The 24,425-nt window shown below is 61.2% G+C and carries 29 protein-coding genes; 12 read left to right on the top strand and 17 right to left on the bottom strand.

Annotated features, from left to right (window positions below):
- Positions 1 to 39: 39 nt before the first annotated feature.
- Together BM346_RS06080 and BM346_RS06075 are read right to left on the bottom strand one after the other, a co-directional pair.
- A complete protein-coding gene (locus tag BM346_RS06080; protein WP_092009799.1) occupies positions 40 to 681 on the bottom strand; it encodes a DsbA family oxidoreductase in 642 nt (213 codons plus the stop codon).
- A 47-nt stretch (positions 682 to 728) separates the two neighbouring features.
- Positions 729 to 1,736 (bottom strand): zinc-dependent alcohol dehydrogenase family protein, encoded by a 1,008-nt coding sequence (locus tag BM346_RS06075; protein WP_092009797.1) that lies wholly within the window; start codon positions 1,734 to 1,736, stop codon positions 729 to 731.
- 167 nt (positions 1,737 to 1,903) lie between these two features.
- On the opposite strand from BM346_RS06075, the gene BM346_RS06070 reads away from it, so the two are divergent.
- Together BM346_RS06070 and BM346_RS06065 are read left to right on the top strand one after the other, a co-directional pair.
- Positions 1,904 to 2,656 (top strand): spermidine synthase, encoded by a 753-nt coding sequence (locus BM346_RS06070; protein ID WP_092009795.1) that lies wholly within the window; start codon positions 1,904 to 1,906, stop codon positions 2,654 to 2,656.
- 17 nt (positions 2,657 to 2,673) lie between these two features.
- Complete coding sequence (locus BM346_RS06065) at positions 2,674 to 3,024, top strand: DUF488 domain-containing protein (protein WP_092009793.1); 351 nt, start codon at positions 2,674 to 2,676, stop codon at positions 3,022 to 3,024.
- A 52-nt stretch (positions 3,025 to 3,076) separates the two neighbouring features.
- On the opposite strand, the gene BM346_RS06060 is transcribed toward BM346_RS06065, so the two are convergent.
- The 3 genes from BM346_RS06060 to BM346_RS06050 all read right to left on the bottom strand — a co-directional run bounded on the left by BM346_RS06060 (position 3,077) and on the right by BM346_RS06050 (position 4,718).
- Positions 3,077 to 3,493 carry a hypothetical protein gene (locus BM346_RS06060; protein ID WP_092009791.1) on the bottom strand — a complete coding sequence of 139 codons (417 nt, stop codon included), beginning with the start codon at positions 3,491 to 3,493 and terminating at the stop codon, positions 3,077 to 3,079.
- Between the two features lie 121 nt (positions 3,494 to 3,614).
- Positions 3,615 to 4,043, bottom strand: coding sequence for an organic hydroperoxide resistance protein (locus BM346_RS06055; RefSeq protein WP_092009789.1), 429 nt, complete (start codon positions 4,041 to 4,043; stop codon positions 3,615 to 3,617).
- 138 nt (positions 4,044 to 4,181) lie between these two features.
- Positions 4,182 to 4,718 (bottom strand): ankyrin repeat domain-containing protein, encoded by a 537-nt coding sequence (locus BM346_RS06050; RefSeq protein ID WP_092009787.1) that lies wholly within the window; start codon positions 4,716 to 4,718, stop codon positions 4,182 to 4,184.
- 98 nt (positions 4,719 to 4,816) lie between these two features.
- Between BM346_RS06050 and BM346_RS06045 the strand changes: the two genes are divergently transcribed.
- Complete coding sequence (locus tag BM346_RS06045; protein ID WP_092009785.1) at positions 4,817 to 5,599, top strand: sulfite exporter TauE/SafE family protein; 783 nt, start codon at positions 4,817 to 4,819, stop codon at positions 5,597 to 5,599.
- A gap of 69 nt (positions 5,600 to 5,668) precedes the next feature.
- On the opposite strand, the gene BM346_RS06040 is transcribed toward BM346_RS06045, so the two are convergent.
- A complete protein-coding gene (locus tag BM346_RS06040; protein WP_092009783.1) occupies positions 5,669 to 6,733 on the bottom strand; it encodes a PA0069 family radical SAM protein in 1,065 nt (354 codons plus the stop codon).
- Between the two features lie 82 nt (positions 6,734 to 6,815).
- Entirely contained in the window at positions 6,816 to 7,097 is a 282-nt protein-coding gene (locus BM346_RS06035) for a hypothetical protein (RefSeq protein ID WP_092009781.1), read from the bottom strand.
- Between the two features lie 127 nt (positions 7,098 to 7,224).
- Here BM346_RS06035 and BM346_RS06030 point away from each other — a divergent pair, with 127 nt between their 5' ends.
- Positions 7,225 to 8,442, top strand: coding sequence for a serine hydrolase domain-containing protein (locus BM346_RS06030; protein WP_092009779.1), 1,218 nt, complete (start codon positions 7,225 to 7,227; stop codon positions 8,440 to 8,442).
- On the opposite strand, the gene BM346_RS06025 is transcribed toward BM346_RS06030, so the two are convergent.
- From BM346_RS06025 to BM346_RS06010, 4 genes are all read right to left on the bottom strand, one after another.
- Positions 8,420 to 9,748: an HD-GYP domain-containing protein gene (locus BM346_RS06025; RefSeq protein ID WP_092009777.1), complete on the bottom strand. Its 1,329-nt coding sequence runs from the start codon at positions 9,746 to 9,748 to the stop codon at positions 8,420 to 8,422. The two genes, BM346_RS06030 and BM346_RS06025, sit on opposite strands and share 23 nt — an antisense overlap.
- Before the next feature lie 189 nt (positions 9,749 to 9,937).
- The gene (locus tag BM346_RS06020) at positions 9,938 to 10,603 is read right to left on the bottom strand and encodes an AbiTii domain-containing protein (protein WP_092009775.1); all 666 of its coding nucleotides are present in this window, start codon (positions 10,601 to 10,603) and stop codon (positions 9,938 to 9,940) included.
- Positions 10,604 to 10,793: 190 nt separating this feature from the next.
- Positions 10,794 to 11,582: a ZIP family metal transporter gene (locus BM346_RS06015; RefSeq protein WP_092009773.1), complete on the bottom strand. Its 789-nt coding sequence runs from the start codon at positions 11,580 to 11,582 to the stop codon at positions 10,794 to 10,796.
- Between the two features lie 97 nt (positions 11,583 to 11,679).
- Complete coding sequence (locus tag BM346_RS06010; protein ID WP_092009771.1) at positions 11,680 to 12,651, bottom strand: calcium/sodium antiporter; 972 nt, start codon at positions 12,649 to 12,651, stop codon at positions 11,680 to 11,682.
- A gap of 356 nt (positions 12,652 to 13,007) precedes the next feature.
- Here BM346_RS06010 and BM346_RS06005 point away from each other — a divergent pair, with 356 nt between their 5' ends.
- Positions 13,008 to 13,886: a response regulator gene (locus tag BM346_RS06005; RefSeq protein WP_092009769.1), complete on the top strand. Its 879-nt coding sequence runs from the start codon at positions 13,008 to 13,010 to the stop codon at positions 13,884 to 13,886.
- An 85-nt stretch (positions 13,887 to 13,971) separates the two neighbouring features.
- On the top strand, positions 13,972 to 14,865 hold the full coding sequence (locus tag BM346_RS06000) for a diacylglycerol/lipid kinase family protein (protein WP_092009767.1): 894 nt from the start codon (positions 13,972 to 13,974) through the stop codon (positions 14,863 to 14,865).
- Here BM346_RS06000 and BM346_RS05995 read toward each other — a convergent pair.
- A complete protein-coding gene (locus BM346_RS05995) occupies positions 14,862 to 15,695 on the bottom strand; it encodes a hypothetical protein (RefSeq protein ID WP_092009765.1) in 834 nt (277 codons plus the stop codon). The genes BM346_RS06000 and BM346_RS05995 overlap by 4 nt on opposite strands.
- A 145-nt stretch (positions 15,696 to 15,840) precedes the next feature.
- Positions 15,841 to 17,058 (bottom strand): acyl-CoA dehydrogenase family protein, encoded by a 1,218-nt coding sequence (locus BM346_RS05990; RefSeq protein WP_092009763.1) that lies wholly within the window; start codon positions 17,056 to 17,058, stop codon positions 15,841 to 15,843.
- 225 nt (positions 17,059 to 17,283) lie between these two features.
- On the opposite strand from BM346_RS05990, the gene gabT reads away from it, so the two are divergent.
- The 4 genes from gabT (at position 17,284) to mtgA (ending at position 21,140) form a co-directional block, all read left to right on the top strand.
- Positions 17,284 to 18,558, top strand: a complete 1,275-nt coding sequence (gene gabT, locus BM346_RS05985) for a 4-aminobutyrate--2-oxoglutarate transaminase (RefSeq protein ID WP_092009760.1) — start codon at positions 17,284 to 17,286, stop codon at positions 18,556 to 18,558.
- Positions 18,559 to 18,685: 127 nt separating this feature from the next.
- Positions 18,686 to 19,501: a thioesterase family protein gene (locus BM346_RS05980; RefSeq protein ID WP_092013388.1), complete on the top strand. Its 816-nt coding sequence runs from the start codon at positions 18,686 to 18,688 to the stop codon at positions 19,499 to 19,501.
- Between the two features lie 99 nt (positions 19,502 to 19,600).
- Positions 19,601 to 20,428, top strand: a complete 828-nt coding sequence (locus BM346_RS05975; RefSeq protein ID WP_167812634.1) for a DUF2059 domain-containing protein — start codon at positions 19,601 to 19,603, stop codon at positions 20,426 to 20,428.
- A gap of 37 nt (positions 20,429 to 20,465) precedes the next feature.
- Positions 20,466 to 21,140: a monofunctional biosynthetic peptidoglycan transglycosylase gene (mtgA, locus tag BM346_RS05970; RefSeq protein ID WP_092009757.1), complete on the top strand. Its 675-nt coding sequence runs from the start codon at positions 20,466 to 20,468 to the stop codon at positions 21,138 to 21,140.
- Here mtgA and BM346_RS05965 read toward each other — a convergent pair.
- Positions 21,131 to 21,589, bottom strand: a complete 459-nt coding sequence (locus tag BM346_RS05965) for an MgtC/SapB family protein (protein ID WP_092009755.1) — start codon at positions 21,587 to 21,589, stop codon at positions 21,131 to 21,133. The genes mtgA and BM346_RS05965 overlap by 10 nt on opposite strands.
- Positions 21,590 to 21,767: 178 nt before the next feature.
- Positions 21,768 to 21,938 (bottom strand): hypothetical protein, encoded by a 171-nt coding sequence (locus tag BM346_RS18050; RefSeq protein WP_167812635.1) that lies wholly within the window; start codon positions 21,936 to 21,938, stop codon positions 21,768 to 21,770.
- A 209-nt stretch (positions 21,939 to 22,147) separates the two neighbouring features.
- On the opposite strand from BM346_RS18050, the gene alkB reads away from it, so the two are divergent.
- Positions 22,148 to 22,804, top strand: a complete 657-nt coding sequence (gene alkB / locus BM346_RS05960; protein ID WP_092009753.1) for a DNA oxidative demethylase AlkB — start codon at positions 22,148 to 22,150, stop codon at positions 22,802 to 22,804.
- A 23-nt stretch (positions 22,805 to 22,827) separates the two neighbouring features.
- On the opposite strand, the gene BM346_RS18370 is transcribed toward alkB, so the two are convergent.
- Together BM346_RS18370 and BM346_RS05950 are read right to left on the bottom strand one after the other, a co-directional pair.
- A complete protein-coding gene (locus tag BM346_RS18370) occupies positions 22,828 to 23,106 on the bottom strand; it encodes a peptidylprolyl isomerase (protein WP_092009751.1) in 279 nt (92 codons plus the stop codon).
- Positions 23,107 to 23,188: 82 nt separating this feature from the next.
- Positions 23,189 to 23,371, bottom strand: a complete 183-nt coding sequence (locus tag BM346_RS05950; RefSeq protein WP_092009749.1) for a hypothetical protein — start codon at positions 23,369 to 23,371, stop codon at positions 23,189 to 23,191.
- Positions 23,372 to 23,489: 118 nt separating this feature from the next.
- Here BM346_RS05950 and BM346_RS05945 point away from each other — a divergent pair, with 118 nt between their 5' ends.
- Positions 23,490 to 24,389: a LysR family transcriptional regulator gene (locus tag BM346_RS05945; protein ID WP_092009747.1), complete on the top strand. Its 900-nt coding sequence runs from the start codon at positions 23,490 to 23,492 to the stop codon at positions 24,387 to 24,389.
- The last annotated feature ends 36 nt before the right edge of the window (positions 24,390 to 24,425 follow it).

Raw genomic sequence — 24,425 nt, 5'->3', positions numbered from 1 at the left:
CTCCCCGCAGATGAGGCCTGATCGTCCCCCGGATGCCGTTCAGGCGGCGGCGACCTTGCGCAGGGCCTGGACCAGCGTGTCCGGTTCCTGGGCTCCCGGGATCATGTATTTGCCGTTGAGGATGAAGGCTGGCACAGCGGACACACCGGCATTCTGCCAGCGGGTTTCGTCTTCCCTTACCGCCTCGCCGTATTGGCCGGATTCGAGGACCTCGCGGGCGTCGTTGCCATCGAGCCCGGTGGACTCCACGCAGCGAATCAGGACGTCATGGTCCGCGATGTTTTCGGCATGCCCGAAATAGGCGTCGAACAGGGCCATTTTCATGTCCGTCTGGCGGCCCTGTTCGCCGGCCCATTTCACCAGCCGGTGGCCGTCGAAGGTGTTATGGGTGTAGCGCTCCTGCATTTTCCCGAAGTTAAGGCCCAGTTCCGTGGCGATCCGGATCATGTCGGCCTGGGCCGCCTCCATCTCTTCGGGACTGCGGCCATACTTTTGGCTGAGGGCTTCGATGATCGGCTGGCCCTGACCGGACTTGTCCGGGTTCAGTTCAAAGGCGTGCCACTCGATGTCAAAATCCATTTCTCCTTCCAGTTCTTCCATGGCCCTGCTCAGCCTGGCGTAGCCAATGGCGCACCAGGGGCAGGCGATATCAGAAACAATGTCGATCTTGAGAGTCGTCATGAGGCTTCCCTTGGAGGTCAGGGGGAGGCACCATTGCCTCCCCGGTATCAGTATTCCAGGATGATCTTGGCGAAGTGCTTGCCGGCGATCTCGTGGTTGAATGCGTCAGCGATCTCCTCGAGGGCGAAGGAGCGGTCCAGCACGGGCTTCACGCCGGTGGCGTTGATAGCACGGACCATTGCCTGCTGATGAGCGCGACTGCCAACGATCAGGCCCTGGAGGCGGGCCTGTTTGGCCATCAGCCTGGCGGTGGGAATCTCCCCCTCGCGACCGGTCAGCACACCGATCAGGGCGATGTGGCCGCCGATACGCACCGCGTCGATGGACTGGGGCAGGGTGCCCGGGCCACCCACCTCGATCACATGGTCAACACCCCGGCCATCGGTTAGCTTCCGGACGGTGGCGCCCCATTCCTCGTCATCCTTGTAGTTGATGGTGTGCTCGGCACCCAGCTCCAGCAACCGGTCCCGCTTTTCGTCCGAAGAGGAGGTGGAAATGACTCGGGCTCCCATCATGCGGGCGAATTGCAGGGCAAATACGGAAACCCCGCCCGTGCCGAGAGTGAGCACGGTATCCCCGGCTTTCAGGCCGCCGTTCACCACCAGTGCACGCCAGGCGGTCAGCCCCGCCGTGGTGAGGGTGGCGGCTTCGGCGTGGCTGTAGCCTTCAGGGGCGTGAGTGAACCAGGTGGCGGGCCGCACCACCTGCTCCCGGGCATAACCATCGACGCCATCGCCAGGGGTGGTGGTGAAGTCCGCCACTCGCGCCGGGCCATCCAGCCACTGGGGAAAGAAGGTGGACACCACATGGTCGCCGGTCCTGAATTCCGTCACGCCCTCGCCCACGGCTTCCACCACCCCGGCGCCGTCGGACATGGGGATGCGACCGTCTTCCGTGGGCATCCGGCCGCTGACCACGCCGTAATCGTGGAAATTCAGGGAGCTGGCGTGGATCCGTACCCGGATTTCCCCGGCACCGGGGGTGCCCGGTTCGTCCTCGTTATCAACGCGGAGCTTCTCGAGGCCGCCGGGACTGCTGAGGTGAACGACTTTCATGGTGTCCTCCGTGCTCTGTCTGCTGGTAAATGAAGGGGGGTGAGAGGGAACCTGGCTCTCTCTCATGCCCTATGTTGTACTGAAGCGTAGCAATTAAACCCCATATACGGTCGAATTATGGCCGCAGGCCATCGGCCGTCATTCCACCATGAGGGGCGGATGTTTACATGCTGACACCTTCCATATCCGGTGATGTGGTGTTTCATACCCGGGACAGGCTGGGTCCGATCATGGTCATTGACCATCGCAGGCACCGGGTATTGAGTTTCGATTCGGTGTTCGAGCAGAGCAAGATCGACCGCCGCCGGCCCTGGCTTCCGGTTCATGAATACAACCGCGCGATGCTCCTGCCCCTGGCATGGCAAACCCCGGTTCACGCTACGGTACTTGGTGTGGGTGGGGGAACCCTGGTAAGCGCCATTCACCACCTGCTGCCGGGATGCAGGCTGCTGGCGGTTGATCTGCGGGAGGCGGTTCTGCAGGTCGCCCGCGAGTTTTTCAGTCTCCCGGAGTCATCCCGCGTGGAAACCCGGGTGAATGACGCACGCCGTGCCCTGGAGGAGCTGCCGCCAGGCAGTACCGACCTGATTCTCGCGGATCTGTACAGCGCGGACCGGATGAGTCCTGCCCAGTCCAGGCGCCACTTCATGGACCTCTGCCTTCGGGCCCTGTCCGATGATGGCTGGCTGGTGCTGAACTATCACCGGCCACCGGACCGTGACAGTCGCCTGATCCGCTATCTGGCGAGCCGGTTTGCTACGCTGATGGCGTTTACCAGCAAGACCAACAACACTGTTCTTTATGCGTCGCGGCAGCCGGTGGCGCCCATGGACCCGAAATCGCCGCGGCTGAACGACCTGGAACAGGCATTGCCGGTTGCCTGGCCCAAGCTGATGGCCAAGGTAGAGAGAATCACCTGAAGGAATCGGAGGCAGTAATGACGGTAGAAACCAAGCGAGCCTATGAAGAACCCTCGAAGAGTGACGGGTACCGGGTACTCGTGGACCGTATGTGGCCGAGGGGTGTCGCCAAGGACGAACTGAAGGCGGATGAGTGGCTGAAGGACGTTGCCCCCTCTGACGAGCTTCGCAAGGACTTCCATGCCGGCGACCTGTCCTGGGACGAGTTCCGGAGGGCCTATCTCATGGAGCTCAAGGAGCATCGCGAGACACTACGGCCCCTGGCAAAGCGGGCTGACTCATCGACGGTGACGTTATTGTTCAGCTCCAAGGATGAGGAGCACAACAACGCAGTGGTCCTGCGTCAGTATCTGCAGATGCTTGATTAGGGCGCTGCGGACCTGATCCGGGGGTGGGGCAGGCCGGAATCACCGTGCCTTCTCAGGATTTCAACCGACCGTTGCGGGCGCCCAGGAGGGTCTGGAATACGGCCACGCCCAGCCCCCAGAAGCCGTTCAGTATCAGTCCGCCCACCACGATCTGGGCGCTCACGGTCAGTCCCTTCATGGGGAAAACCACCAGCATGGCAACCGCTGTGGGGCCGAGGGCGCCAAGAATCACCATCAGGCTCCAGAAAGCGGCGGTGCCAAGGCGCCCGACCAGTGCCCACAGCACAATGCCCCAAAGGCCCCCGAAGAAGGCCAGTGATAAAACGGATGGCACACCAAGGGGAGGCACCGGTGCGAGACTGAAGGGTGCTGCGGGCGCGATGCCGGCGAAGTAGAACACCGCCAGCAGGCCCTGGTGGAAGATCAGGGTTGCCAGAAAACCACTGATGAATGCCTTGATCCATGCCATGAAAAACGTCCTCTGTCCGGAGCGGGTTGGAAGACGGGATTCTAACCTGGTTAAACGTACAACAGCCACAGGCCGGGGCACTGTGGCTGTTGTGGGTGACGCGGTGTGTCGCCGGGTCTGCTCAGTCCACCCGGTTCAGGGTGACGTCAATGTTGCCACGGGTCGCCTTGGAGTAGGGGCATACCTGGTGTGCCTTTTCAATGAGCTCCCGGGCCTTGTCATCGTCCATGCCGGGCAGGGAAATCCGCAGTTCCACTTCGAGGCCAATGCCATCGTTGGTCTTGCCGATGCCCACTACGCCCTCGACGGAGACATCCTTGGGCATGGGCAGTTTTTCCTGACCGGCGACCAGCTTCATGGCACCGATAAAACAGGCGGAATAGCCGGCGGCAAACAGCTGCTCCGGGTTGGTACCCTCGCCCCCGGCACCGCCCAGGGATTTCGGTGTGGTCAAGGCGACGTCGAGCACGCCATCGGATGATACGGCACGGCCATCGCGGCCCCCGGTGGCTTCCGCATAAGCGGTATACAAAACCTGATCGAGAGACATGAGCTTCCTCCTGTTGCATTTTCTGGCCCTTTGCAGGGGCGGTGCAAAGTAACATACCTCAATAATAAATATTGTACAATTAAATTGTGCGCAATTTAAATTCCGATACCGGGATCCTGGTAGCCAGGCATCGGCCGGCTAGCTGAGGGCCTTGAGTCTGCTCACCGCCTCCTTTACATCCATGGTCCTGGCCAGGGAGAGCGCCGTGTGGCCATCGGCATCCCTGAGGCCAGGGTCCGCGCCCGCTTCCAGCAACCGGTCGATCATCCCGGTGCGGTCGAACATGGCGGCGTACATCAGAGGTGTCTTGGCCCCCTCCGGCCGGCTGTCTACGCCCGCGCCGTACTCCAGCAGCAGGTTGGCCGTCTCCATATCGCCCTTGTAGACGACGCCGGCCAGGGGCGTCTGCAGGCGGTCATTGGGCAGGTCCGGGTCGGCACCCTGTTCCAGCAGCAGGCGAGCGGTCTGGGTGTGGCCGTTGTAGGCCGCAAGCATCAGCAGGCTGTCGCCGTTACTGGTGCGGATATCCACCGGCACCCCGGCGTCCAGCAGAGGCGCAAGCATTTCCGCGCCGCCATTTCTGGCAAGGTCAAAAATGCCCTGGGCAAAGGCGATGGCGTCTTCGTCCAGCTCGTTCTGTGGTTCTTGTGGCTGGGCGGAGGTTTTCTTGCTCATATCGCTCTCCCTTCTAAAATGGCGAAACCGGATTTAACCATCATACGGGCAACGCTGTATGATCGGCCAGCCATCCCACTTTACGACGCTGATTGACCATGTCCGACCTGCAGTTGTACCAGTATGTCCTGATCGCGCTGATTTTCGTGTGGAGCGGATTCGTCAGGTCCGGTCTGGGCTTTGGCGGGGCTGTACTGTCGCTGCCCTTCCTGCTGCTGGTGCATAATGCCCCGCTGGTCTACCTGCCGATCATTTCGATTCACCTGCTGGTGTTCTCCTCCCTTACCATCTGGTTGAACAACCGCAGGGGGCGGGGAGCGGACGCGTCCTCGGGTCTTCTGGATGGCACCGTTGACTGGCGCTATCTGCGGTACCTGCTGACGGTCATGATCGTACCCAAGCTGATTGGCGTGTTTGGCCTCATCACCCTGCCATCGGCTGTGCTCAGCGGTATCATCTTCGTGATTGTGGCGATGTACTCGCTGTCCTACATCCTCAACCGGCCCTTCCGCAGCGGCAGCCGGACAGTGGACATCGTGTTCCTGATGGCTGGCGGGTACATCAGTGGCACATCGCTGATTGGCGCACCGCTGATCATGGCGGTGGCCGCCCAGCACCTGCGGAGGGAGCAACTCAGGGACACCCTGTTTGCCCTCTGGTTCATCCTGGTGGCCATCAAGCTGGCGGCGTTCGTCTGGGCCGATGTGGACCTGCAGCTGATTCATCACCTCTGGCTGCTGCCCTGCGCGGCAGTGGGTCATGTCCTCGGGCTCAAGGCCCACCAGTATCTTCTCAGAGCGGAAACGCCGGTGTTCTTCCGTGTCCTGGGAAGCCTGCTGCTCACCGTCAGTCTCGTGGGCCTGGTCCAGTCGCTGATGTGAATGCGTCTTCTCTGATCCCGTCGCCCAGGCTGAGCCCGAGACGACTCCTCGCGTTGGGAGCGGACGGCATCAGAAAAGCCCCAACTGATCCCCCGCGGGCCGCCGAAACAGGTCGGTTCGCAGGGGCTCCGTTCCCCTTTCCCCTCTCAGCCCAAGAGCTTTGGCCTTGCGGTTGAAGCGCTGGCGAATCAGGTCCGCGTAGGGCCCCGTACCCGTCATCCGTTTGCCGAATTCACTGTCGTAGCTTTTGCCGCCGCGAAGGTCGCGAATCCGGTTCATCACATGGTCCGCCCGCTGCGGGAAGTGGCGTTGCAGCCAGTCCTGGAACAGTTTGTCCAGCTCCAGTGGCAGCCTCAGCATTACCCAGCTGGCCCGCAGGGCGCCGGCTTCCGCCGCCGCTTCGAGTATATGCTCCAGCTCGTGATCGTTGATGAACGGAATGACCGGGCCCATGATGATGCTGGTGGGTACACCTGCGGCGGACAGTTCCCGCAGGATCTTCAATCGTGTGGCCGGGGCCGCCGTGCGCGGCTCCATTATCCGCTTGAGCTGGTTATCGAGAGTGGTGAGGCTGACGGCCACCGAACAAAGGCCCTGGCGGGCCAGTTCCGATAGCAGGTCCAGGTCTCTCAGGACCAGCGCCCCCTTGGTGATCACCGAGACCGGATGCCGGTATTCCAGCAATACCTCCAGGATCTCTCGGCTGATACGGCGCTCCCGCTCCACCGGCTGGTAGGCATCGGTGTTGATGCCCAGGGCAATGGGGGACGGCCTGTATCCTGGCTTGTCGAGTTCCCGCCTCAGCTGGCGTGCCGCTCCCGGCTTGGCGATCAGTCGGGTCTCGAAATCGAGGCCAGGCGACATGTCCCAGTAGGCGTGGGTAGGCCGGGCGAAACAGTACACGCAGGCATGCTCACAGCCCCGGTAGGGGTTGATGGACTGGTCGAAAGGCACATCCGGTGACTGGTTGCGGCTGATGATGGTGCGCACCTGCTCATCGGTGACCTCGGTGGCCATGGAATCCGGGCACAGCTGGTCGGGCGGGTCCTGGTACCAGCCGTCGTCCTCCGAGCGGTCGGTGACGATCGGTTGATAACGGTTGGTGGGGTTGAGCGACGTTCCGCGGGTTTTCATGGGCTCACCGATACTGTTTAAATGTACAGTATTGGTGATATTACTCGGACGACCGCAGATTGGCAATATTCACCGGTAACCATCACTGCTGGCGACGCTGGTGCCTTTTTAGCCAGAGCACGATGGCCGGGGGCATGTGAGTCACCCCGAACGCCGTCAGGAATACGGTCACCGCCGCGCCTTCCTCCGCGCTCATGTAAACTGTCGAAACCACCCAGCCAAAGGCGATGGCCACCGCAAGAAGCACGACGTGACCCGACCAGCGACGCTGGGGTGCCGGGACCTGCCGGGCGAGTTGGAGGTGGGCGTATACGGCCGCCCCCAGGGCCGCGACGACGAGTATCAGTGCCAGTACCATGCGCATAGGCTTCTCCCCGGAAGCGGGATCGATTAAGCTGAATTTATACCGCTATCCATGGTATGGCGCCTGGCCTGCCGGGATTCAATCCCTTCCGGCGCCATGCATTACCACGATAACAACAGGAAACCCCATGCCAGAGTCAAACGTTGTTGCCGGCCTGTCCCTCGATCGGCTGGAAAATGTCACTCGTCATATCGAGGAAAACTACATCAGGCCCGGCAAGCTGCCGGGGGCGGTCACGCTGGTGGCACGCCGCGGTGAAATCGCCTGGGTGAAGGCCCAGGGAATGATGGATCTGGAGCGCAACAAGCCGGCCCAGCGGGATACCGTTTTCCGTATCTACTCCATGACCAAGCCCATAACGTCCATCGCCATGATGCAGCTCTATGAGCAGGGCCGTTTTCTGCTGGACGATCCGGTTCACCGGTACATCCCTTCCTGGAAAAACCTTCGGGTCTACGCCAGCGGCGTTCACCCCAATTTCCTGACAGTGCCGTCAACCACCACCATGACGATCCGTGACCTCTTCACCCACATGTCGGGCCTGACCTACGGCTTCCTCTGTCAGAGCAATGTGGATGCCGCCTACCGCGCCCTGAAACTGGATGGTGGCAAGGACCTGACCCTGGACCGGCTGGTGGAACAGCTGGCGGAGCTGCCGCTGGAGTTCTCTCCCGGTACGGCCTGGAACTATTCGGTGGCCACGGACGTTCTGGGTTACCTGGTCCAGCTGCTGTCCGGCCAGCCCCTTGACGAATATTTCCAGGAACACATTCTCAACCCGCTGGGGATGAAGGATACCGGCTTCCAGCTTCGGGATGATCAGCTCGACCGTTTCGCTGCCTGTTACCTCTACCGGCCCGGCGACGCCATGGCGCTGCAGGACGACCCTGAAACCTCCCACTACCGCAGGAAGCCCACTTTCCTTGCCGGCGGTGCGGGACTGGTATCCACCGTGGATGACTACCACCGGTTCGCCCAGGCCTTGTGCCGGGGCGGTGAGCTGGACGGCGAGCGGATTATCGGGCGCAAGACCCTGGACTTCATGCGCAGCAACCATCTGCCGGGGAACCAGGATCTTCCGGGACTTTCCATCGGTGCGTTCAGCGAGACCCCCTATGAGGGCAATGGTTTCGGTCTGGGGTTCTCGGTGAAAACCGATGTAGCCAAGTCCCATACCATCGGTTCGGTGGGGGAATATGGCTGGGGAGGCCTGGCGAGCACCAACTTCTTCGTGGATCCGGTCGAGGACATGGTCATGGTGTTCATGACGCAACTGATACCGTCGTCCGCGTATCCGATACGTCAGGAGCTCCGGGCAATCATCAACGGGGCGCTGGTGGAATAGTGTCCTGGCCGGCCGGGGCACTCGTGTCCGGGGAAGAGTCCAGGGCAGCCTGGCGGCGAATGTGCTCAGCCAGGTCGAACCCTTCCACACCATCCGGTAGCGCCCGGCTGATGGCGTAGGCCTGGCCGTCGGTCGTTGACGGGCCCTGGCTCAGGTTCAGTACCCGGGGTTCGCAGAGGTGGCCGCTGGCGTCGAGCACCAGTTCCACCACAGGGCTGAGTTTCTGGCAGGGGCTTGCCGCCAGCACAATGGCGATCTCTCCGCTATTCAGCTCCACCAGGCTGCCGGCGGGATAGATTCCGATCATCCTGATAAAGGCTTCCACCAGCTCGGCATCAAACTGGGGCCCACGGTTGCGATAGAGCACGCTCATGGCCTCGGCGCTGGGAATACCCTTGCGGTAGGCCCGGTCGCTGGTCATGGCGTCGTAGGCGTCGACAATGGTGATGATGCGAGTGGGTTGACTGATGTGGGAGGCAACCAGTCCCTCCGGGTAGCCCTTGCCATCCAGGCGCTCGTGATGAGAAAGCGTGGCTGCCAGAACCTCCGGCTCCAGTTTGTGTCCCGAGCCCAGCAGCTCGAAGCCGAAGCGGGAGTGCTGGCGCATGATGCGCCATTCTTCCGGGTCGAGGGCGCCCGGTTTGTTGAGTACCGCCGGGGGAATCCGCATCTTTCCCACATCATGGAGCATGCCGCAAAGGCCGAGGGTCTCAAGCTCCGGACCAGCCATTCCCAGATAGCGGCCGAAGGTGATGGCAAGGATGCCGACCCTGACACAGTGCTCCGCGGTGTAGGCGTCCTGGTGGCGGATACGGGTCAGCCAGAACATGGCGTTGGGATTGTTGGCGATACTGTTGATGCAGTTGCGGACGACCTCCCTGGCGCCTTCAACACTGAAACTCTCGCCACGGGACACCTTTCCCAGAAGGTCATCCATGTAGATGCTGGCGCGGCCGTACTGCTTGCGGGCATTGGCAAGTTCGTCCGACAGGGGCTTCAGTTCAGTGAGCGTCGGTCTCTCGGGCTCAGGGAGCGGCGGCCGGAAGGCCCCAGATTCCCCGGATTGCAGAAGGCCCCCGGTTTCCTCCACGGTGACCATCTGGCAGTAGCTGCGCAGTATCTCCAGCTGTTCCACATTCTCGACGACAAAGTTCTGGAACAGTACCGGTACCTCGTCCCATGGCCGGTCCAGAGCGACAATCCGCATGCCGAGCTTTGCCTGGGAACTGGGAATTTCCCGTTGCCGGGCCGATTGCACCGTCCGGGCGGTCTTTTTTCCAGGCTTCGATCTGCCAAATAAGGACATACAGCGTCCGGCCCCGATACAATTCTGAACCCGTAGTATATAAGGACAGGTAGTTGCGGATCGTTACGAAACGTAAAACACGGACACGACAATGAGACTTTTGTCGGATATGTCACAAAAGCAGAAGAAAGAAAGGAGAGACCATTGAATCGGGTGGCCTCCCCTCATGTGGGACGCTCGGCCTGCCCCTTAGCTGGCCCTGCCGAACATCCGCTCAAGGAAGCCCGCTTCCCGAATGTCGGGCACCGGTAGCCGATCCAGTGACGCCATGGCTTCGCGCCAGAAACGGATGGGATTGTCGAGGCCGGCTACGGCTTCCTTCTCTTCCTTGCTGAAGGCATTGTGATCGCCGCCCAGGCCGGCTTCGATCACCGCCTGTGCCCACAGGAAGATGCTTCCGCGAATGGTGCGAAGCACCTCGCAGTAAGTACTTCGACTGATATTTATGGCCAGTTCCGCCGACAGGTTGACCTTCTGCTGAAGCTCCAGCAATCGCTCCGGGGGCAGGGAAATGCGGTGGCCGTTGCCTTTCCTGCAGCTCAGGCAGGTGCGCTCCAGCGAAGCGACTCCGTCCCGCAGATCCAGATGCCCCAGTTGCTTCAGCTGGTGCTTGTCGATGGGTGCGGGAATCCAGCCGTACTGGGGCGATCTGGCCACAATGTGCCCCTGGACGTCGTGGCGATAGGGGGGAAGTTCTGTTGCCTGCCCGTAGCCCTCGAGTTCCGATCTCAGCCAGGCCGCCATCGAGCGGTGGCGAAGCATGACTGCGAGGGTGATGGCCGAAGGCATGATGTCAGCCAGCGGTTCGCCGGCGTCCAGAACACGTTCATGCAGATGATCAACAGATGCTGACATGGTCCACTTCTCCCGTACCGGGCATCTTGTGCCCGGCCTGTTGTTGTTATATGTGGGTAAAAACTAGACGCTATCAGATAAAACGTCTGTGACAGAAAAGTAAAGACCGGGTAACATTTTGTATATATGCCAATAACATCAAGTGCATTGTGAATACAAATAAGGAAGGTGGGGTTATGATCTGACTTCGCTAACCGAGCGTGGCGTCCAGAAACATCATGATCACGAAGCCTGCCAGCAGTGAGAACGTGGCAATGGTCTTGTTGGGGTAGCGGTGGGTTTCCGGGATGATCTCACTGCTGATGATGAACAGCATCGCCCCGGCGGCAAAGCCCAGGGTCCACGGCATCAGGGGTTCGGCCAGCCACACCATACCGCTGCCGAACAGTCCTCCGATCGGTTCCACAAGGCCCGTGAGAAACGCGACCAGGAAGGCCTGGGTACGGGTGTTGTGTATGGCGAGCAACGATACCGCGACGGCCAGGCCCTCGGGAATGTTCTGCAGGCCAATGCCGATCGCCAGTGCAACGCCGTTGCCAACGTTCTCCCCCGCGAAACCGACCCCCACTGCCATTCCTTCAGGGAAGTTATGGAGGGCGATGGCGATGATGAACAGCCAGATCCTGCGGATGTGGGCAGCGTCCGGTCCCTCGCGGCCCTGCTGGCCGAAATGCTCATGGGGGAGCCGCTGGTGGAGGTAGAATAATGTGCCGGCCCCCATCAGCAGCCCGGCGATAACAATCAGGGCTGCGGACCAGGTGTGCCCGGTGAGGGCCTCCCCGTAATGAATGCCTGGCAGCAGCAGTGAAAAGAAGGACGCCGCCAGCATGACCCCCGCCGCCCCGCTTAGAAGCGCATCCTCGAGCCAGCCCGGCAGCCGGCGCACAAGGAATACACCGAGTGCGCCAAGGCCGGTTCCCATCCCGGCAAGCAGGCTTGCCAGGGAACCCAGCCATACCGTATTCATCTCAGACAACATGCGGTCTCCGATGTGGAGGGTGAGTTGCTAGCGCCCCGTCTGGTTAATTCGCTGATCTGCCGAGCCCCTGAAAGCCCTGACAGTGATCTCAATGGCGTTAAACGGCGGTCAAAGCCAGGAATACGGTGTAACCGACGAAACAGCTCAACAGTATACCGCCCTCCAGCCGGTTGATCCGTCCGGGACCGCGAAAACCGTAGCCGAATACGAACAGTGAGAGAGTCAGCGCCATCATCACCGGCAGGTCACGGGTCAGTATCTCCGGGGGCACCGTCAGGGGGCTGATCAGGCCTGCAATGCCCACCACTGCCAGGGTGTTGAACAGGTTGGAGCCCAGTACATTGCCCAGCGCGATATCGTGTTCGCCCTTGCGGATCGCGATCAGTGACGACGCCAGCTCCGGCAATGAAGTGCCCACGGCCACCACGGTCAGTCCGATCAGCAGGTCGCTCACCCCCAGGGCTGACGCGATTTCCACTGCTCCCCAAACCAGTATGCGCGAGGCCAGGATAAGCAGCAGCAGGCCGATCAACATCCAGGCCACAGCCTTGCCTGGATAGCCGGGGGCAGCCACTGCGCCCAGTTCCTGCTGAACCTCCGTGCCCAGGGCGTCGTCAGGATTGCGAAGACCCTGCCACAGGCTCCAGACAAGAAGGCCCAGGAAGACGAGTATCAACAACAGGGCATCAACCCGGGTGAGGTCGCCGTCCAGTACCTGCCAGAAGGCAAACAGTGATACGGCAAGCAGCACTGGCAGTTCCTTGCGCAGGATCAGCGACTGCACCGCAATCGGCGCAATAAGGGCTGTGAGACCAAGAATCAGGGCGATATTGGTGATGTTCGAGCCATAGGCGTTACCCAGGGCAATGCCGGGGTTGCCCCCGACCGAGGCCAGGGCCGAGACCACCATTTCCGGCGCGGAGGTGCCGAAGCCCACCACCAGCATGCCGATCAGGAGAGGGGGCATGCCAAAGTAACGGGCGGTCTGGGCGGACCCGTCGACAAAGCGATCGGCACTCCACACCAGCAGGACCAGTCCGGAGACCACGGCAAATGCGGGGAGTAACATGGTAGGGGATGACCTCAGCGTAGTTTTGGTTCAGGGGTGTCTGACGGAGCCGCGTCCCCGATGGGGGCAACAGATCATGGCGGCACCATAACAAGCCAGGTTCCAGGAAAAAGATAGTACATGTATGTAGCCACCAGCTGGATTGACGCCGGAATTGCGACCTGGCGCTGTCTTCGAGGCGGGGTGGGGTACCTTTTCATAAAAATGTCGTGTTCCCCTTTCAATCTTTATTAAATAAGTTCCATACTCCAGTAAGGTGGGACATAACACTGGCTGGTGTCGGTCGATTGTCCCATCGGACAGACTCTCCCGTTATCGGCAACGGGGGTTCCCTGGCACTGTTAAGGAGGACAGTCATGCGGATGATCCGCAAGAAGCCAGAAATACAAGAATCCGAATCGTCTCTCCCCAACGGCGTGCCCCGCAGCGCGAGCGGCAGGTCGCTGCTCAGGAGGCTGCCCTGGGTGCGCGGTGCCCGCGGTTTCCGTCTGATCAGCTATTCCCTGGTGGCTATTGCGGTGATGGTGCCCGCGTTCGTGTGGAACAGCCTCAGTCTTCCCCTGGAGTCCTGGAGCGAGCCTGCCCTGGATATCCAGGTGCCCGTGGTGATGATTGGCGGCATCCTGATCCTGGAGGTGGCGCTGGTGGCCTGGGTCAAAATGCTCCAGTTCGGCAATGAGCGGGTCCGTCTACGCGCCGGCGTCCGGACCGGAGCCGAGATTCCCCCGGTGGAGTCGGCGCCTGACCGAACGCCGGTGGCGGGGGCCGGTGTGGGATACCCGGAACAACCTCCGGGTCGTCGCCCCCGGGTCCTGGTCGTGGACGATGATCCGATCAATCGCATGATTCTGCGCAAGCAGCTATTAAGGCTGGACGTGGACTCGGTCAGCGCGGCCGACGGCACCGAGGCCCTGGAGACCGTTCGGCACGGGGAGTGGGACCTGGTGCTCATGGATGGTCAGATGCCCCGGCTTGACGGGCCTGAAGCCTCTCTGGAGATACGTATCAGGAGGCTGTTGCCGGCAACGGTGCCAATCATTGCCATTTCCACGGATGACACCCCCCAGTTTCGAGAACGCTGCCTGAAAGCGGGTATGCAGGCGTGCTACCACAAACCGGTGCGACGTTTCGTGGTGGAAAAGCTGGTGGATGTCTACATACGGCACAGCGTGGCGGAAGAGCCCGTGCCGATTCTCCTGCGGACGCTGGGGGAGGATGTCCGCCAGCACGGCTGAGTTGCGGATTTGTCATCGAATTTGGCTTGAAAACCGGTAGTCTGACAGCAGGTTTTGACATACTGGCTCTTGTCCGAGGACTGCAATGACCGACTGGTTGCTGAGGAACCCCGACGCTGGTGATGGGGACCGACAGGGAGATTTCTGGCTGGACCGGCTTGAGGCCGCCGGGCTCGATGATATCCGTGCCTGCGATCTTGATGACCGCTCATGGCTCGACTCGGTGACGTCCGATGACCGGATCCTGGTGGCGGGGGGTGACGGGTCTGTCAATCAGGCGGCAAAATTCTGTATGGAAACCGGTGCCACCCTGGCGGTACTGCCATCCGGCACCGCGAATGACTTCTTCCGTAACCTGGGATTGCCCGATGATCCGGACGAACTGTGCCGCGTGGTGGCGCAGGGGCCAACCCGGAAGCTGGATGTGGCGGATTTCGGGGATGGAATCTTCCTGAATGTCGCCCATATCGGTCTCGGTGCCCTTGCTTCCCAGGAGGAACGCGGCGGCTATAAACAGAGATTCGGGCGTTTCGGGTATGGCCTGTCACTTCTCAGTGCACTGTTTTCAAAGCAGGGTTTCCGCGCCACTATCCGCTCCGGTGAGCGTGAGATCTCCGGCCGCTGGCTGTCCATTGCGGTGGCCAACGGCGCGTTCTACGGGGGCGGTAACCCCGTGCCCGGAGCCCGGCTCGACAATGGCCAGCTGGTGATCGTCGGGGTGCGGCCGGCCTCGGTGCTCAGGCTGTTGCGGGCGTTTCTCTCAACCAAAATGATGAGGCGTTCGCCCAGGGCTGACGGTACGGTCGTGGACTGGCTGAGTTCCTGGTGCGAGGTTACCACGCCGGCGGAGAAACCCGTGACGGTGGATGGCGATGAGGCGGGAGTAACGCCGTTTCACGCCCGGTGCTGCCCCGGACGCCTGGAGGTGGTCTGCGGCGAAATCTCCTCAGCGGAAAGGCCGGCACCACGGAAGGGCTAGTAGCCGGAATAGGCTTCCGGGGTCCACCGGGACAATTGCTCGCTGACGGATTGCTGGGAGAGGTTCCTCTGCACAGGGGGCACTTCCGCTGTCAGCCGGTGGTCCTGGATTTCACGGACCGTGAGAGCAAAGTCCTCCAGCTCCGGGCTCTTCGCCCTGGACCGCGGCAGATTGTCTTTCTTCAGCATCGCATACTGTTCCGCAAGGGCTCCGGCCACCCGTAACACGGAAATATGCCGGGTACCATGGAAACGCTCTGCGGTATCCTGGAGTTGGGGCCAGTCGGTTGTTGCCCGGTCGTGCAGTCGATAGATCACGCCGCGGTCCCGCAGGTTGTCCACCCACACGATCATCAGGCGGGCGCTGGGAATCCGGTTCTGCTCGAACAGCGAGCCACTGCCAAAGCGGGGCTTGATGGTGAGACAAAGCTCCGGAAACGAAACATTCAGGTGCTCCATCTGGGCCAGGAAAAAGGCCCCTATGCCAGGCTCGATAAAGAGATGCCCATACAGCGGGCTGCGGTCCAGAAACGTAGTGTCACCGGTTTCCCGGTAGCGTTGCAGGCCGAGCATCGGAATCATCTCGCGCACCATGGCGCTTCTCAGGGCTCGGGGATGGTCCTGTAGCCGGGCGGCCAGGTCGATACCCTCATCCCTGTGGCTTTCGGGACAGTAGCGGAAGCGGCCCAGCTGACGCCCTGACTGGGTGTACCGAAGCCCGAAGCCTTCCGATGGTCGCAACGTGCGATGGAAGTAACGTCGGTTATACAGGTCAAACAGGTCAAAGAGCTGATGGCCCGCCCTTGGATCGGCACCGTTCCCGGGAGACATGGACGTCCTCCATTGCTGGCTGGTAGATCGCCTGATGGTAATGAAGTCTAATTAATATTCAGTGGCAAGGTAGTAACGGCGGGTAACGCTTTGTGTCGGGCGCGGTCAGTGGGGGAACAGCTGCCCCGGAGGGCAGCCGGGGGGCTTAAAGGTAGGCTTTCAGTACTTCCTTGGCGATGGCATTGCGGTGGACCTCATCGGGGCCGTCAGCGGTGCGAAGATGGCGCGCATAGACATACATGTCCGCCAGCGGGAAGTCCTCGGTGTAGCCGCCGGCACCATGGGCCTGGATGGCCCAGTCGATCACCTTGCAGGCCATGTCCGGGGCTGCCACCTTGATCATGGCAATCTGTTGTTTGGCAACCTTGTTGCCCACCAGGTCCATCATCTGGGCCGCCTGCAGCACCATCAGCCGGGTCTGGTCGATGGCGATGCGGCAGTCAGCAATGCGCTCGCGCCAGACACCCTGATCGGACAGGCGCTTGTGGAAGGCCTCACGGGAAGTCAGGCGCTGGCACATCAGGTCGAATGCCCGCTCGGCCTGGCCAATGACTCGCATGCAATGGTGGATCCGTCCCGGCCCCAGGCGGCCCTGGGCGATCTCGAAGCCCCGTCCCTCACCGAGAAGGAGGTTGCCGGCGGGCACCCGCACGTTCTCGAACAGGATTTCCGGGTGGCCCTTCGGAGCGTGGTAATACCCGTACACCGGCATGTCCCTGACGATGGTAACCCCGGGGGTATCCTTGGGGACGATGATCATGGACTGCTGCTTGTGGCGGTCGGCATTGTCCGGGTCGGATTTGCCCATCACAATGAAGAAGCGCGTTTCCTCGCCGCAACCACCGGTGATGAACCATTTCCGACCGTTAATGACGTACTCGTCACCGTCCCGTTCGATCCGGGTCTCGATGTTGGTGGCGTCGCTGGAAGCCACCGCCGGTTCGGTCATGGCGAAGGAAGAGCGAATCTCGCCCTCGAGCAGGGGGCGCAGCCAGGTGGCCTGCTGCTCTTCATTGCCGTAACGGGCCAGTACTTCCATATTGCCGGTGTCCGGGGCGGCACAGTTGAACACCTCCGAACACCACAGCACCCGTCCCATGATCTCCGCCAGGGGAGCGTATTCGAGATTGGTCAGGCCGGGGCCGTATTCCTCTTCCGGAAGGAACAGGTTCCACAGGCCCTGGGCGCGGGCCTTTTCCTTGAGTTCAGCCACTACCGGCACGGCCGCATAGGCACGTCCATTGGCCCGGTTTTGCTCCACCTGCTCCCTGTAGAGCGCCTCATTGGGGTAGATGTGCTCGTCCATGAAGGTGAGCAGCTGTTGCCTCAGTTGTTTGACTTTGTCGGAATACTGGAAATCCATTGGGTCTCTCCGTGGCATCGGTTTGAAGGAAGGCTTCACTATGTGCCTGGCCAGACAATCAATCAACTGAATTTAACTTATACGAATCTATTCTTAATATTTATACAAGTAGGCATCACGGTGAGTCCCGCTGGGGAAAGTGAGGCCCGGGCTGGCAATAAGGGCAGGCAATCGACCATACTGAAAGCAACCCCAAACCCAACATGAATATACCTGAGGCGAAGCATGACGAACGAAGAACTGCAGAAGCTGAAAGAGCGCTATGTGGCTGCGGGTGCCGCAAGTCCGAATGAACAGTTTGCCGATCACGCCGAAAACGCAGAGGTGTGGGATGCCGATGGCAAGCGCATGATCGACTTCGCGGGCGGTATCGGCGTACTCAATATCGGCCACCGTCACCCCAAGGTGGTTGAAGCCGTCAAGGCGCAGCTGGACAAGCTCATGCATACCTGCCAGACGGTCATGCCCTATGAGGGATACGTGCGGGTTGCCGAGAAACTGAGCCAGAAGGCACCGGTCCGTGGTCATGCCAAGGTCATGCTGGCGAACTCCGGGGCGGAAGCGCTGGAAAACGCCCTGAAGGTGGCCCGGGCGGCCACCGGCAAGACTAACGTTATCTGTTTTGATGGCGGTTACCATGGCCGGACCTTCATGACCATGGCCATGAACGGCAAGGTAAACCCCTACGCCACCGACTTCGGCCCCATGCCGGGAACGGTCTTCCGGGCACCGTTCCCGGTTCCCTACCACGGTGTTTCCGAGGACGAGGCCATCCGCGGCCTGAAGATGGTGCTGAAGACCGACGCCAACCCCAAGGACACCGCCGCCATCGTGATCGAGCCAGTGCTGGGTGAGGGCGGTTTCTACCCGGCTCCCGCGAGTTTCCTCAGGAAAATCCGCGAAATCTGCGACGAGCACGGCATGCTGATGATCGTGGACGAGGTCCAGAGCGGCTTTGGTCGCACGGGCAAGCTGTTCGCCATCGAGCACAGCGGTGTGGAGCCTGACATCATGACCGTGGCCAAAAGCATGGCCGACGGCATGCCGATTTCCGCCATCGTGGGCACCGACAAGGTGATGGATGCCTCCGGTCCGAACTCCCTGGGCGGCACCTACACCGGCAGCCCCACCGCCTGTGCCGCGGCCCTGGCGGTTATGGAAGTGTTCGAGGAAGAGGATATTCTGGGCAAGAGCCAGGCGCTCGGAGAGAAGCTGAGCAAGCGCTTTGCCCAGTGGCAGGAAAAGTTCGGCCACGTGGACAATGTCCGCAATCTGGGACCGATGGCTGCCATCGAGCTGGTCACCGACAAGCAGAGCCGTGAACCCCGGGCCGATATGGTCGCGAAGGTGCTCGCTCACGCCAAGAAAAACGGCCTGATACTGCTCAGCTGCGGCATGTATGGCAATACCATACGCTTCCTGATGCCGGTAACCATTGAGGACGAAGTGCTGGAGGAAGGCCTGAAGATCGTTGAGGATGCCCTGGCGTCCGTGGCCTGATTCCGGGCGGCAGGGCCGCACCTGGTAACGGGGCACCTTGCGGGGTGCCCTTTTTCGTTTTGGCCTGTCCCGTCCCGATGGTATAAAGGGCCATTCCCTGGATGTTGTTGACGAGAGTTATTGTGGCATGAGTGAGCTATCGGTGGATTCTGTCTTTGTCCGCGAAGGAGACTGTTTTATTCCGACGGAACTGGGCCGGGGCCCTTGGAGTCCGGATGCGCTTCACGGTGGTGCACCGGCGTCACTACTGGCGGGCTACGCGGAAGATCTGGTGGACGATCCGGATATGTTGCTGTCACGGCTGACCCTGGAGTTGATCCGCCCGGTGCCCATGGCAGCCATGACCGTCACGGCGACCATGGGCAAGGGCCGGACGGTCCGGCGGGTTGAGCTGACACTCAGCCATGACGGCACAATGGTGGCAAAGGCACTGGCGCTGTTCCTTCGCAGTGAAGCGCTGGATATCGATGCCCGTCTTGATGGTCACCCGTTGCCGGGCCCCGACCGGTGCCACGAACCCTTCTATGTTCCCGGCATGGAGCAGGTGACCTCATTCCATTACACTGCCATGGAAATCCGTCTGGCCCACGGACAGACAGTCGCCCCCGGTCCTGCCGCGGCCTGGTTCCGGTTGCGCCACCCCATCGTGGGCGGTGCCCCGGTGTCCGCCGCCATGCGGGCCATTGCCGCGTCGGACTTTGGCAACGGCCTCAGCTGGATTCTGCCGATCGAGGAGTTCACTTTCCTGAATACCGATCTGACCGTCTACCTTCATCGCCACCCGGCAACCGAATGGGTGGCGCTGGATAGCCGGATGACCGTTCAGCCCAACGGTATCGGGCTTGCCCGCTCTGAACTCTACGATGAGAAAGGCCACATTGGCATGGCCCAGCAGAACCTGATAGTACGCAGACGGCCACCCGGAGCCGGCGGCGTAACCTGAACCTGTCCAGACCGTCATCTGCCCGGGCATGATTGCCCTTGATGACGGCCTCCCGCCGTGTCATAAAGCGCTCACATGCCACCGGCCGGGAAAACCGCCATGCCCAGCAAGATCCCCCGTATTACCTCCCTGATCCTGATACTCACAGCGATGTTGTATCCGTTGGCCGCCAGTGCCTCGGCCCTGGGGGAGGCTGTCGTGCGCCTGTCCCCCCTGAATGAGATCTCCCGTCACTCCCCGGACATGATGCGCCAGGGTATCCGCGACGGCCTCGTTGCGACCGGACAGGTGGACCCCTTCATTGCCGAAACCATCGCCAACTTCAGCAGCCGCGCGTTCAGTGCCGAGCGAATGCGGGTACGGCTGGTGACCGATCTAGACCACGGTATGGATCAGAGTGCACTCCGGGAGGTGGAACAGTGGTACCAGTCCCCATTGGGGGAGCGCATTGCCGCCGCTGAATCAGAGGCGGTCGCGCCGGCGGCCTGGGAATCCCTGGATGCCCGCAGGGGCGAGCTCCGGGAACAGTATCAGGGCACCGACCGCCAGCACCTGTTCAGCCGCTACAATGACGCTTCCCGTGCGACCGAAAGCGCGGTCGACACCGCTGTCGCGGTTCAGCTGAGTCTCGCCCGGGCGATGTCAGCGGCCCGTGGCGACGGGACGTCCGATGAGTCCCTGGAGGCCGCCGTACTGGCGCACCGGGACAGCATCGAGCAGCAGGTGCGGGCGCAGGTGTATACAGCCTACCTGCATATCTATGAGGATTTCTCCATTGAGGAACTGAACCGTTACCTGACCTTTCTCGAGTCTCCCCAGGGCCGGGATTTTACGGCAATCGCCGGAGACAGCATTCACGATGCTGTCCTGGAGCCGGTAGCTGCCGTCGGGGCGCAGCTGGTCAGGTGGACGGGATCAGGTCGTTGAAGGGAGTGAGCCTTTGAAGGCAGTGTTGTGGCGGTCAATGAAGTGGCTGCTGTGGGGAATGGCGGCCGTTTTCACTGTGACGGTTCTGGTGGTGGGCCTCTTAAGGTTTGTTAATCCGCCGACCACCGCTTTCATCCTGGGTCATCAGATAGGTCACAGCGGTGCAAGTCCCGTAAAACAGACCTGGGTTCCCCTTGAAGAGATCTCGCCCTGGATGCCCCTGGCCGTCATTGCCAGTGAAGACCAGCGGTTCCTTGGTCATTGGGGGCTGGACCTGGATGCCATTGCCAGCGCTGTCAGTTCCTTCCGCAAGGGAGACGGCTTACGGGGAGCCAGCACCATTACCCAGCAGACCGCCAAGAACCTGTTCCTGTGGAGCGACCGCAGTCTCATGCGGAAAGGTCTGGAGGCCGGCCTCGCGCTTGTTCTGGAGGGCCTCTGGGACAAGCACCGTATCATGGAGGTGTATCTCAATGTGGCCGAGTTCGGCAATGGGATCTATGGAGTCGAGGCTGCCAGCCACGCCTATTTCGGTGTCCCGGCCCGTCAGTTGGGCCCTGCCCAGGCGGCCAGACTGGCCGCCGTGCTCCCGAGCCCCAAACGGTTTGATGCCGGCGCACCCTCGGATTACCTATGGCGAAGGGTGGCCTGGATCCAGCGACAGATGCGCCAGCTGGGTAGCACAGGCTACGTTGCTTCCCTTTATCCCTGATCTCCCAGGACGCGCTTTTCGAAATAGCCGAGAACGGCAATGGTAACCAGCGCAAAAATAGCCAGCAGCCCGGCCAGGGGCAGATTCCCGATACCACTGGCGACCCCCAGGGCGCCGGCGATCCAGATGGAGGCTCCGGTGGTGATGCCCTGGACGCTGCCCCGGGCCTGAATGATACTGCCCGCCCCCAGAAAACCGATGCCCCCGATGACGCCTTCCACGATGCGGGTCGGGTCGATGCGGGCAGAAGGGTCCCCTTCCGCCGTTGCGAAGAGGACGTGCAGACCCACCATGACAAAAGTGGCGGCACCCATGGATACCAGCATATGGGAGCGGAGACCGGCTGGTTTGTTGCGTATTTCTCTCTCCAGGCCCAGCAGGAAGCCAAGACCGGTGGCGGCGGAAAGGCGGATGAGTATGTCCATGATGGGCAGCTCGCTTGAAAACATCCTTCCTCCGTTGACCTGATGCTCTGGGTGGATAATCGGGAACCTCGCCGGAAATACGCTGACGGCAGGTAAAGTATAGTGAACAGGCGTACACAGGGTAGCAAACTGGAGGGAGCGCGCGTCCGCAGTCGGCATCGACAGGCAGGGTGAGCCGGACCGGCCCTAAGGGAAATGCGGGTTATCGTCGGTTAACGGTGCTCAGGGCGTCGCTGATTGCCTGCGCCTCTGCCAGCAAAACCCGGTAAAGCAGGCTGTCGGTCTGCTTGCTGGCAGCGTCCAGTTGCCGTTGCTTGTTCTGGTACAGGCGGTTAAGTAAGGCGGCCTGCTGATTGTGCGGTCCACAGGTCATGATGGGTCTCCATGGGTGTCAGCTTACTTTACAGGCTGGCGGTTTATTGGCGCCTAATGGAAAATGCAGCATAAAGCAGGCCACAATGATGCGGTCCCGGGGATCCCGGCCTGGCAGTCATGGATGGCTTTAAACGCCCGCTCACGGTGCCCCCGAATGGAGGTATAGTGACCCATAGCGTCCAGAAATTACCGGAGCCGGACTGAACCATGCCCGACCTCTTTACGCAGTTGTCAGATTCGTCCGATGGGGATTCCCCGGAGGTTTTAGGCACGGACGCCTATCTTTTCCGTGGTTACGCCCTGTCGATGGCGGGCGCTCTGTTGACCGGAATCGGTGAGGTCAGCGCCCGGTCGCCTTTTCGCCAGATGAAAACGCCCGGCGGACGGTCCATGTCGGCGGCGATGACCGGCTGTGGCCAGTACAGTTGGGTCACGGACGCCCGGGGATACCGCTATACCGATCTGGATCCGGACACCGGCCGGCCATGGCCGGCGATGCCAGTGGCTTTTCGGGACCTGGCCACCGCCGTTGCCGCCGCGGCCGGGTTTTCCGGATTTGTCCCCGATGTCTGCCTGATCAATCGTTACCAGAGTGGAGCGAGAATGGGGCTACACCAGGATCGTGACGAGCAGGATTTCCGGTGGCCGATTGTCTCGGTGTCCCTGGGGGTTCCGGCTGTGTTTCTCTGGGGTGGTCTGAAGCGGGGAGGATCGCCGGCAAGACTGACCCTGGAGCATGGAGATGTACTTGTATGGGGCGGGGAGGACCGGCTCCGTTACCATGGTATCGCGCCGGTAAAGGAAGGCCGGTGCGATGTCACCGGCCATGTCCGCTACAATCTGACTTTTCGACGGGCGCGCTGAATCCCTGCCGTGGTGGCGGGGAATCAGGAGCGGCTGGTGACTTCCAGCAGGTGGTAGCCGAACTGGGTCTGGATCGGACCGATGACCGTGTTCAGCTCACTGTTGAAAACCGCCTTGTCGAACTCGGGGACCATCTGGCCGGGACCAAACGACCCGAGGTCACCACCATTGCGGCCGGAAGGGCAGCTGGAGTGCTTGCGGGCGACCTCGGCAAAGTCCTGTCCGTTTTCGATGGCCTGCTTGAGTTCCTCGGCCTTCGCTTCACTGTCAACCAGGATGTGACGGGCGGTTGCTTGTGTCATGGCTGTGTTCCTGTTCCGTAAGTTAAGGGAACGGGAATGCTGCCTTTCCCGGGACTCCCTGGCAAGTCTTTTTGTCCGGACCTCAGCCCGCTGCCGGCTGGTCCGGCCAGATCCGGCCGTTGATACGGTGCTGGACCTGGCGCATCCACCTGGCCGCCGCTTTCGTCGCATGCCTCGCAGCGACCCGGGTGTAGACCCGGCGAAGCTCAGCCCCGTTGTGGAACAGGGTGGAGGGGACGGGTGATACTCTGTTGAAATCTTGCATTGTCTGACCTCCGTTGCGGTTTGGTGTATTGCCTGATTTCACCGCGTATTCTGAAGGTTCTTTTTTGCAGTTTAAATACGTTAAAATGCATACCCAACTTGCAAATATGCAGTGAGCTATGGACTGGGATTATTTACGATATGTACATGCCCTCGCCAATGGGGGCACCCTCGCAAAAGCCGGTGAACTGCTGGGCGTCCACCAGACTACGGTGCTACGCAGGCTCGACCAGATGGAGGAGGAGCTGGGCGTCCAGCTGTTCGAGCGTAACCGGGATGGTCTGGCGCTGACGCCCGCCGGCGAGCTGACGTACCAGGAAGCGGAGCGGTTCTCTTCCGACATCGAGAATCTGGAGCGAAAACTGGCGGGACAGAACGCGGCTCCGGAGGGAAGGGTCCGTCTGGCGACCACCGACAGTCTGCTTAATGGACTGCTGGCGCCGATGCTTGCCGATCTGGTGGCCGCCTACCCGGGCATTGATGTCGAAGCCGTCAGCAGTACGGATGTGGCCGGACTTACCCTGCGTGATTCGGACCTGGTGCTGCGGCCAACCAATCAGCCCCAGGAAACCCTCGTGGGGCACCGGGTCGGGACCATTGAGTCGGCCATTTTCGGCAGCGCCGGCTATCTCGGGCAACGACCGTTCGATGAATCCGATCTTCCCGGTAGCCACGTATGGGTGGTACCGGACGAAAGCTTCAGTCACCTGGCGACGGGTCGATGGTACCGGAGGAATCTTCGCCGGGCCGGCTCCACCATTCGTTGCAACAGCCTGTACAGCATGTTCAGTCTGGTGAATGCCGGTGCGGGGCTCGGCGTGCTGCCGTGCTACCTGGGTAGCCAGTCGCCACATCTGCGGCAGCTTTCAGGGCCTATTGACGGTGAGAGTATTGATTTATGGCTGCTGGCCCACCAGGACCTGCGTAAGATGGCAAGGGTGAGGGTGGCGATGGATTTTCTTGCCAGTGCACTGATCAAGCAGGCCGCCCGTATTGAAGGCCCAATAGAAGGCCAGTAAAGGAGGTCACCAAGGCGATGCGCACAACCAGTCGCT

Origin of the sequence: Marinobacter daqiaonensis (assembly GCF_900115285.1) — a bacterium.
GTDB classification, from domain to species: Bacteria; Pseudomonadota; Gammaproteobacteria; order Pseudomonadales; family Oleiphilaceae; genus Marinobacter; species Marinobacter daqiaonensis.
This window is presented reverse-complemented; position numbering and strand designations above follow the sequence as displayed.

Excerpts from the sequence above, each read along its gene's own strand:
- BM346_RS05995 (WP_092009765.1), bottom strand. The coding sequence starts at position 15,695 with ATGTCTCCCGGGAACGGTGCCGATCCAAGGGCGGGCCATCAGCTCTTT.
- BM346_RS06005 (WP_092009769.1), top strand. The coding sequence starts at position 13,008 with ATGCGGATGATCCGCAAGAAGCCAGAAATACAAGAATCCGAATCGTCT.
- BM346_RS06040 (WP_092009783.1), bottom strand. The coding sequence starts at position 6,733 with ATGAAAACCCGCGGAACGTCGCTCAACCCCACCAACCGTTATCAACCG.
- BM346_RS06075 (WP_092009797.1), bottom strand. The coding sequence starts at position 1,736 with ATGAAAGTCGTTCACCTCAGCAGTCCCGGCGGCCTCGAGAAGCTCCGC.
- BM346_RS06080 (WP_092009799.1), bottom strand. The coding sequence starts at position 681 with ATGACGACTCTCAAGATCGACATTGTTTCTGATATCGCCTGCCCCTGG.
- BM346_RS06010 (WP_092009771.1), bottom strand. The coding sequence starts at position 12,651 with ATGTTACTCCCCGCATTTGCCGTGGTCTCCGGACTGGTCCTGCTGGTG.
- BM346_RS06015 (WP_092009773.1), bottom strand. The coding sequence starts at position 11,582 with ATGTTGTCTGAGATGAATACGGTATGGCTGGGTTCCCTGGCAAGCCTG.
- BM346_RS06060 (WP_092009791.1), bottom strand. The coding sequence starts at position 3,493 with ATGGCATGGATCAAGGCATTCATCAGTGGTTTTCTGGCAACCCTGATC.
- BM346_RS05965 (WP_092009755.1), bottom strand. The coding sequence starts at position 21,589 with ATGTTTTCAAGCGAGCTGCCCATCATGGACATACTCATCCGCCTTTCC.
- BM346_RS06025 (WP_092009777.1), bottom strand. The coding sequence starts at position 9,748 with ATGTCCTTATTTGGCAGATCGAAGCCTGGAAAAAAGACCGCCCGGACG.
- BM346_RS06050 (WP_092009787.1), bottom strand. The coding sequence starts at position 4,718 with ATGAGCAAGAAAACCTCCGCCCAGCCACAAGAACCACAGAACGAGCTG.
- BM346_RS06030 (WP_092009779.1), top strand. The coding sequence starts at position 7,225 with ATGCCAGAGTCAAACGTTGTTGCCGGCCTGTCCCTCGATCGGCTGGAA.
- BM346_RS05990 (WP_092009763.1), bottom strand. The coding sequence starts at position 17,058 with ATGGATTTCCAGTATTCCGACAAAGTCAAACAACTGAGGCAACAGCTG.
- BM346_RS06070 (WP_092009795.1), top strand. The coding sequence starts at position 1,904 with ATGCTGACACCTTCCATATCCGGTGATGTGGTGTTTCATACCCGGGAC.
- mtgA (WP_092009757.1), top strand. The coding sequence starts at position 20,466 with ATGAAGTGGCTGCTGTGGGGAATGGCGGCCGTTTTCACTGTGACGGTT.
- BM346_RS18370 (WP_092009751.1), bottom strand. The coding sequence starts at position 23,106 with ATGACACAAGCAACCGCCCGTCACATCCTGGTTGACAGTGAAGCGAAG.
- BM346_RS06000 (WP_092009767.1), top strand. The coding sequence starts at position 13,972 with ATGACCGACTGGTTGCTGAGGAACCCCGACGCTGGTGATGGGGACCGA.
- BM346_RS06055 (WP_092009789.1), bottom strand. The coding sequence starts at position 4,043 with ATGTCTCTCGATCAGGTTTTGTATACCGCTTATGCGGAAGCCACCGGG.
- BM346_RS05975 (WP_167812634.1), top strand. The coding sequence starts at position 19,601 with ATGCCCAGCAAGATCCCCCGTATTACCTCCCTGATCCTGATACTCACA.
- BM346_RS06020 (WP_092009775.1), bottom strand. The coding sequence starts at position 10,603 with ATGTCAGCATCTGTTGATCATCTGCATGAACGTGTTCTGGACGCCGGC.
- BM346_RS05950 (WP_092009749.1), bottom strand. The coding sequence starts at position 23,371 with ATGCAAGATTTCAACAGAGTATCACCCGTCCCCTCCACCCTGTTCCAC.
- BM346_RS18050 (WP_167812635.1), bottom strand. The coding sequence starts at position 21,938 with ATGACCTGTGGACCGCACAATCAGCAGGCCGCCTTACTTAACCGCCTG.
- alkB (WP_092009753.1), top strand. The coding sequence starts at position 22,148 with ATGCCCGACCTCTTTACGCAGTTGTCAGATTCGTCCGATGGGGATTCC.
- gabT (WP_092009760.1), top strand. The coding sequence starts at position 17,284 with ATGACGAACGAAGAACTGCAGAAGCTGAAAGAGCGCTATGTGGCTGCG.
- BM346_RS05980 (WP_092013388.1), top strand. The coding sequence starts at position 18,686 with ATGAGTGAGCTATCGGTGGATTCTGTCTTTGTCCGCGAAGGAGACTGT.
- BM346_RS05945 (WP_092009747.1), top strand. The coding sequence starts at position 23,490 with ATGGACTGGGATTATTTACGATATGTACATGCCCTCGCCAATGGGGGC.
- BM346_RS06045 (WP_092009785.1), top strand. The coding sequence starts at position 4,817 with ATGTCCGACCTGCAGTTGTACCAGTATGTCCTGATCGCGCTGATTTTC.
- BM346_RS06035 (WP_092009781.1), bottom strand. The coding sequence starts at position 7,097 with ATGCGCATGGTACTGGCACTGATACTCGTCGTCGCGGCCCTGGGGGCG.
- BM346_RS06065 (WP_092009793.1), top strand. The coding sequence starts at position 2,674 with ATGACGGTAGAAACCAAGCGAGCCTATGAAGAACCCTCGAAGAGTGAC.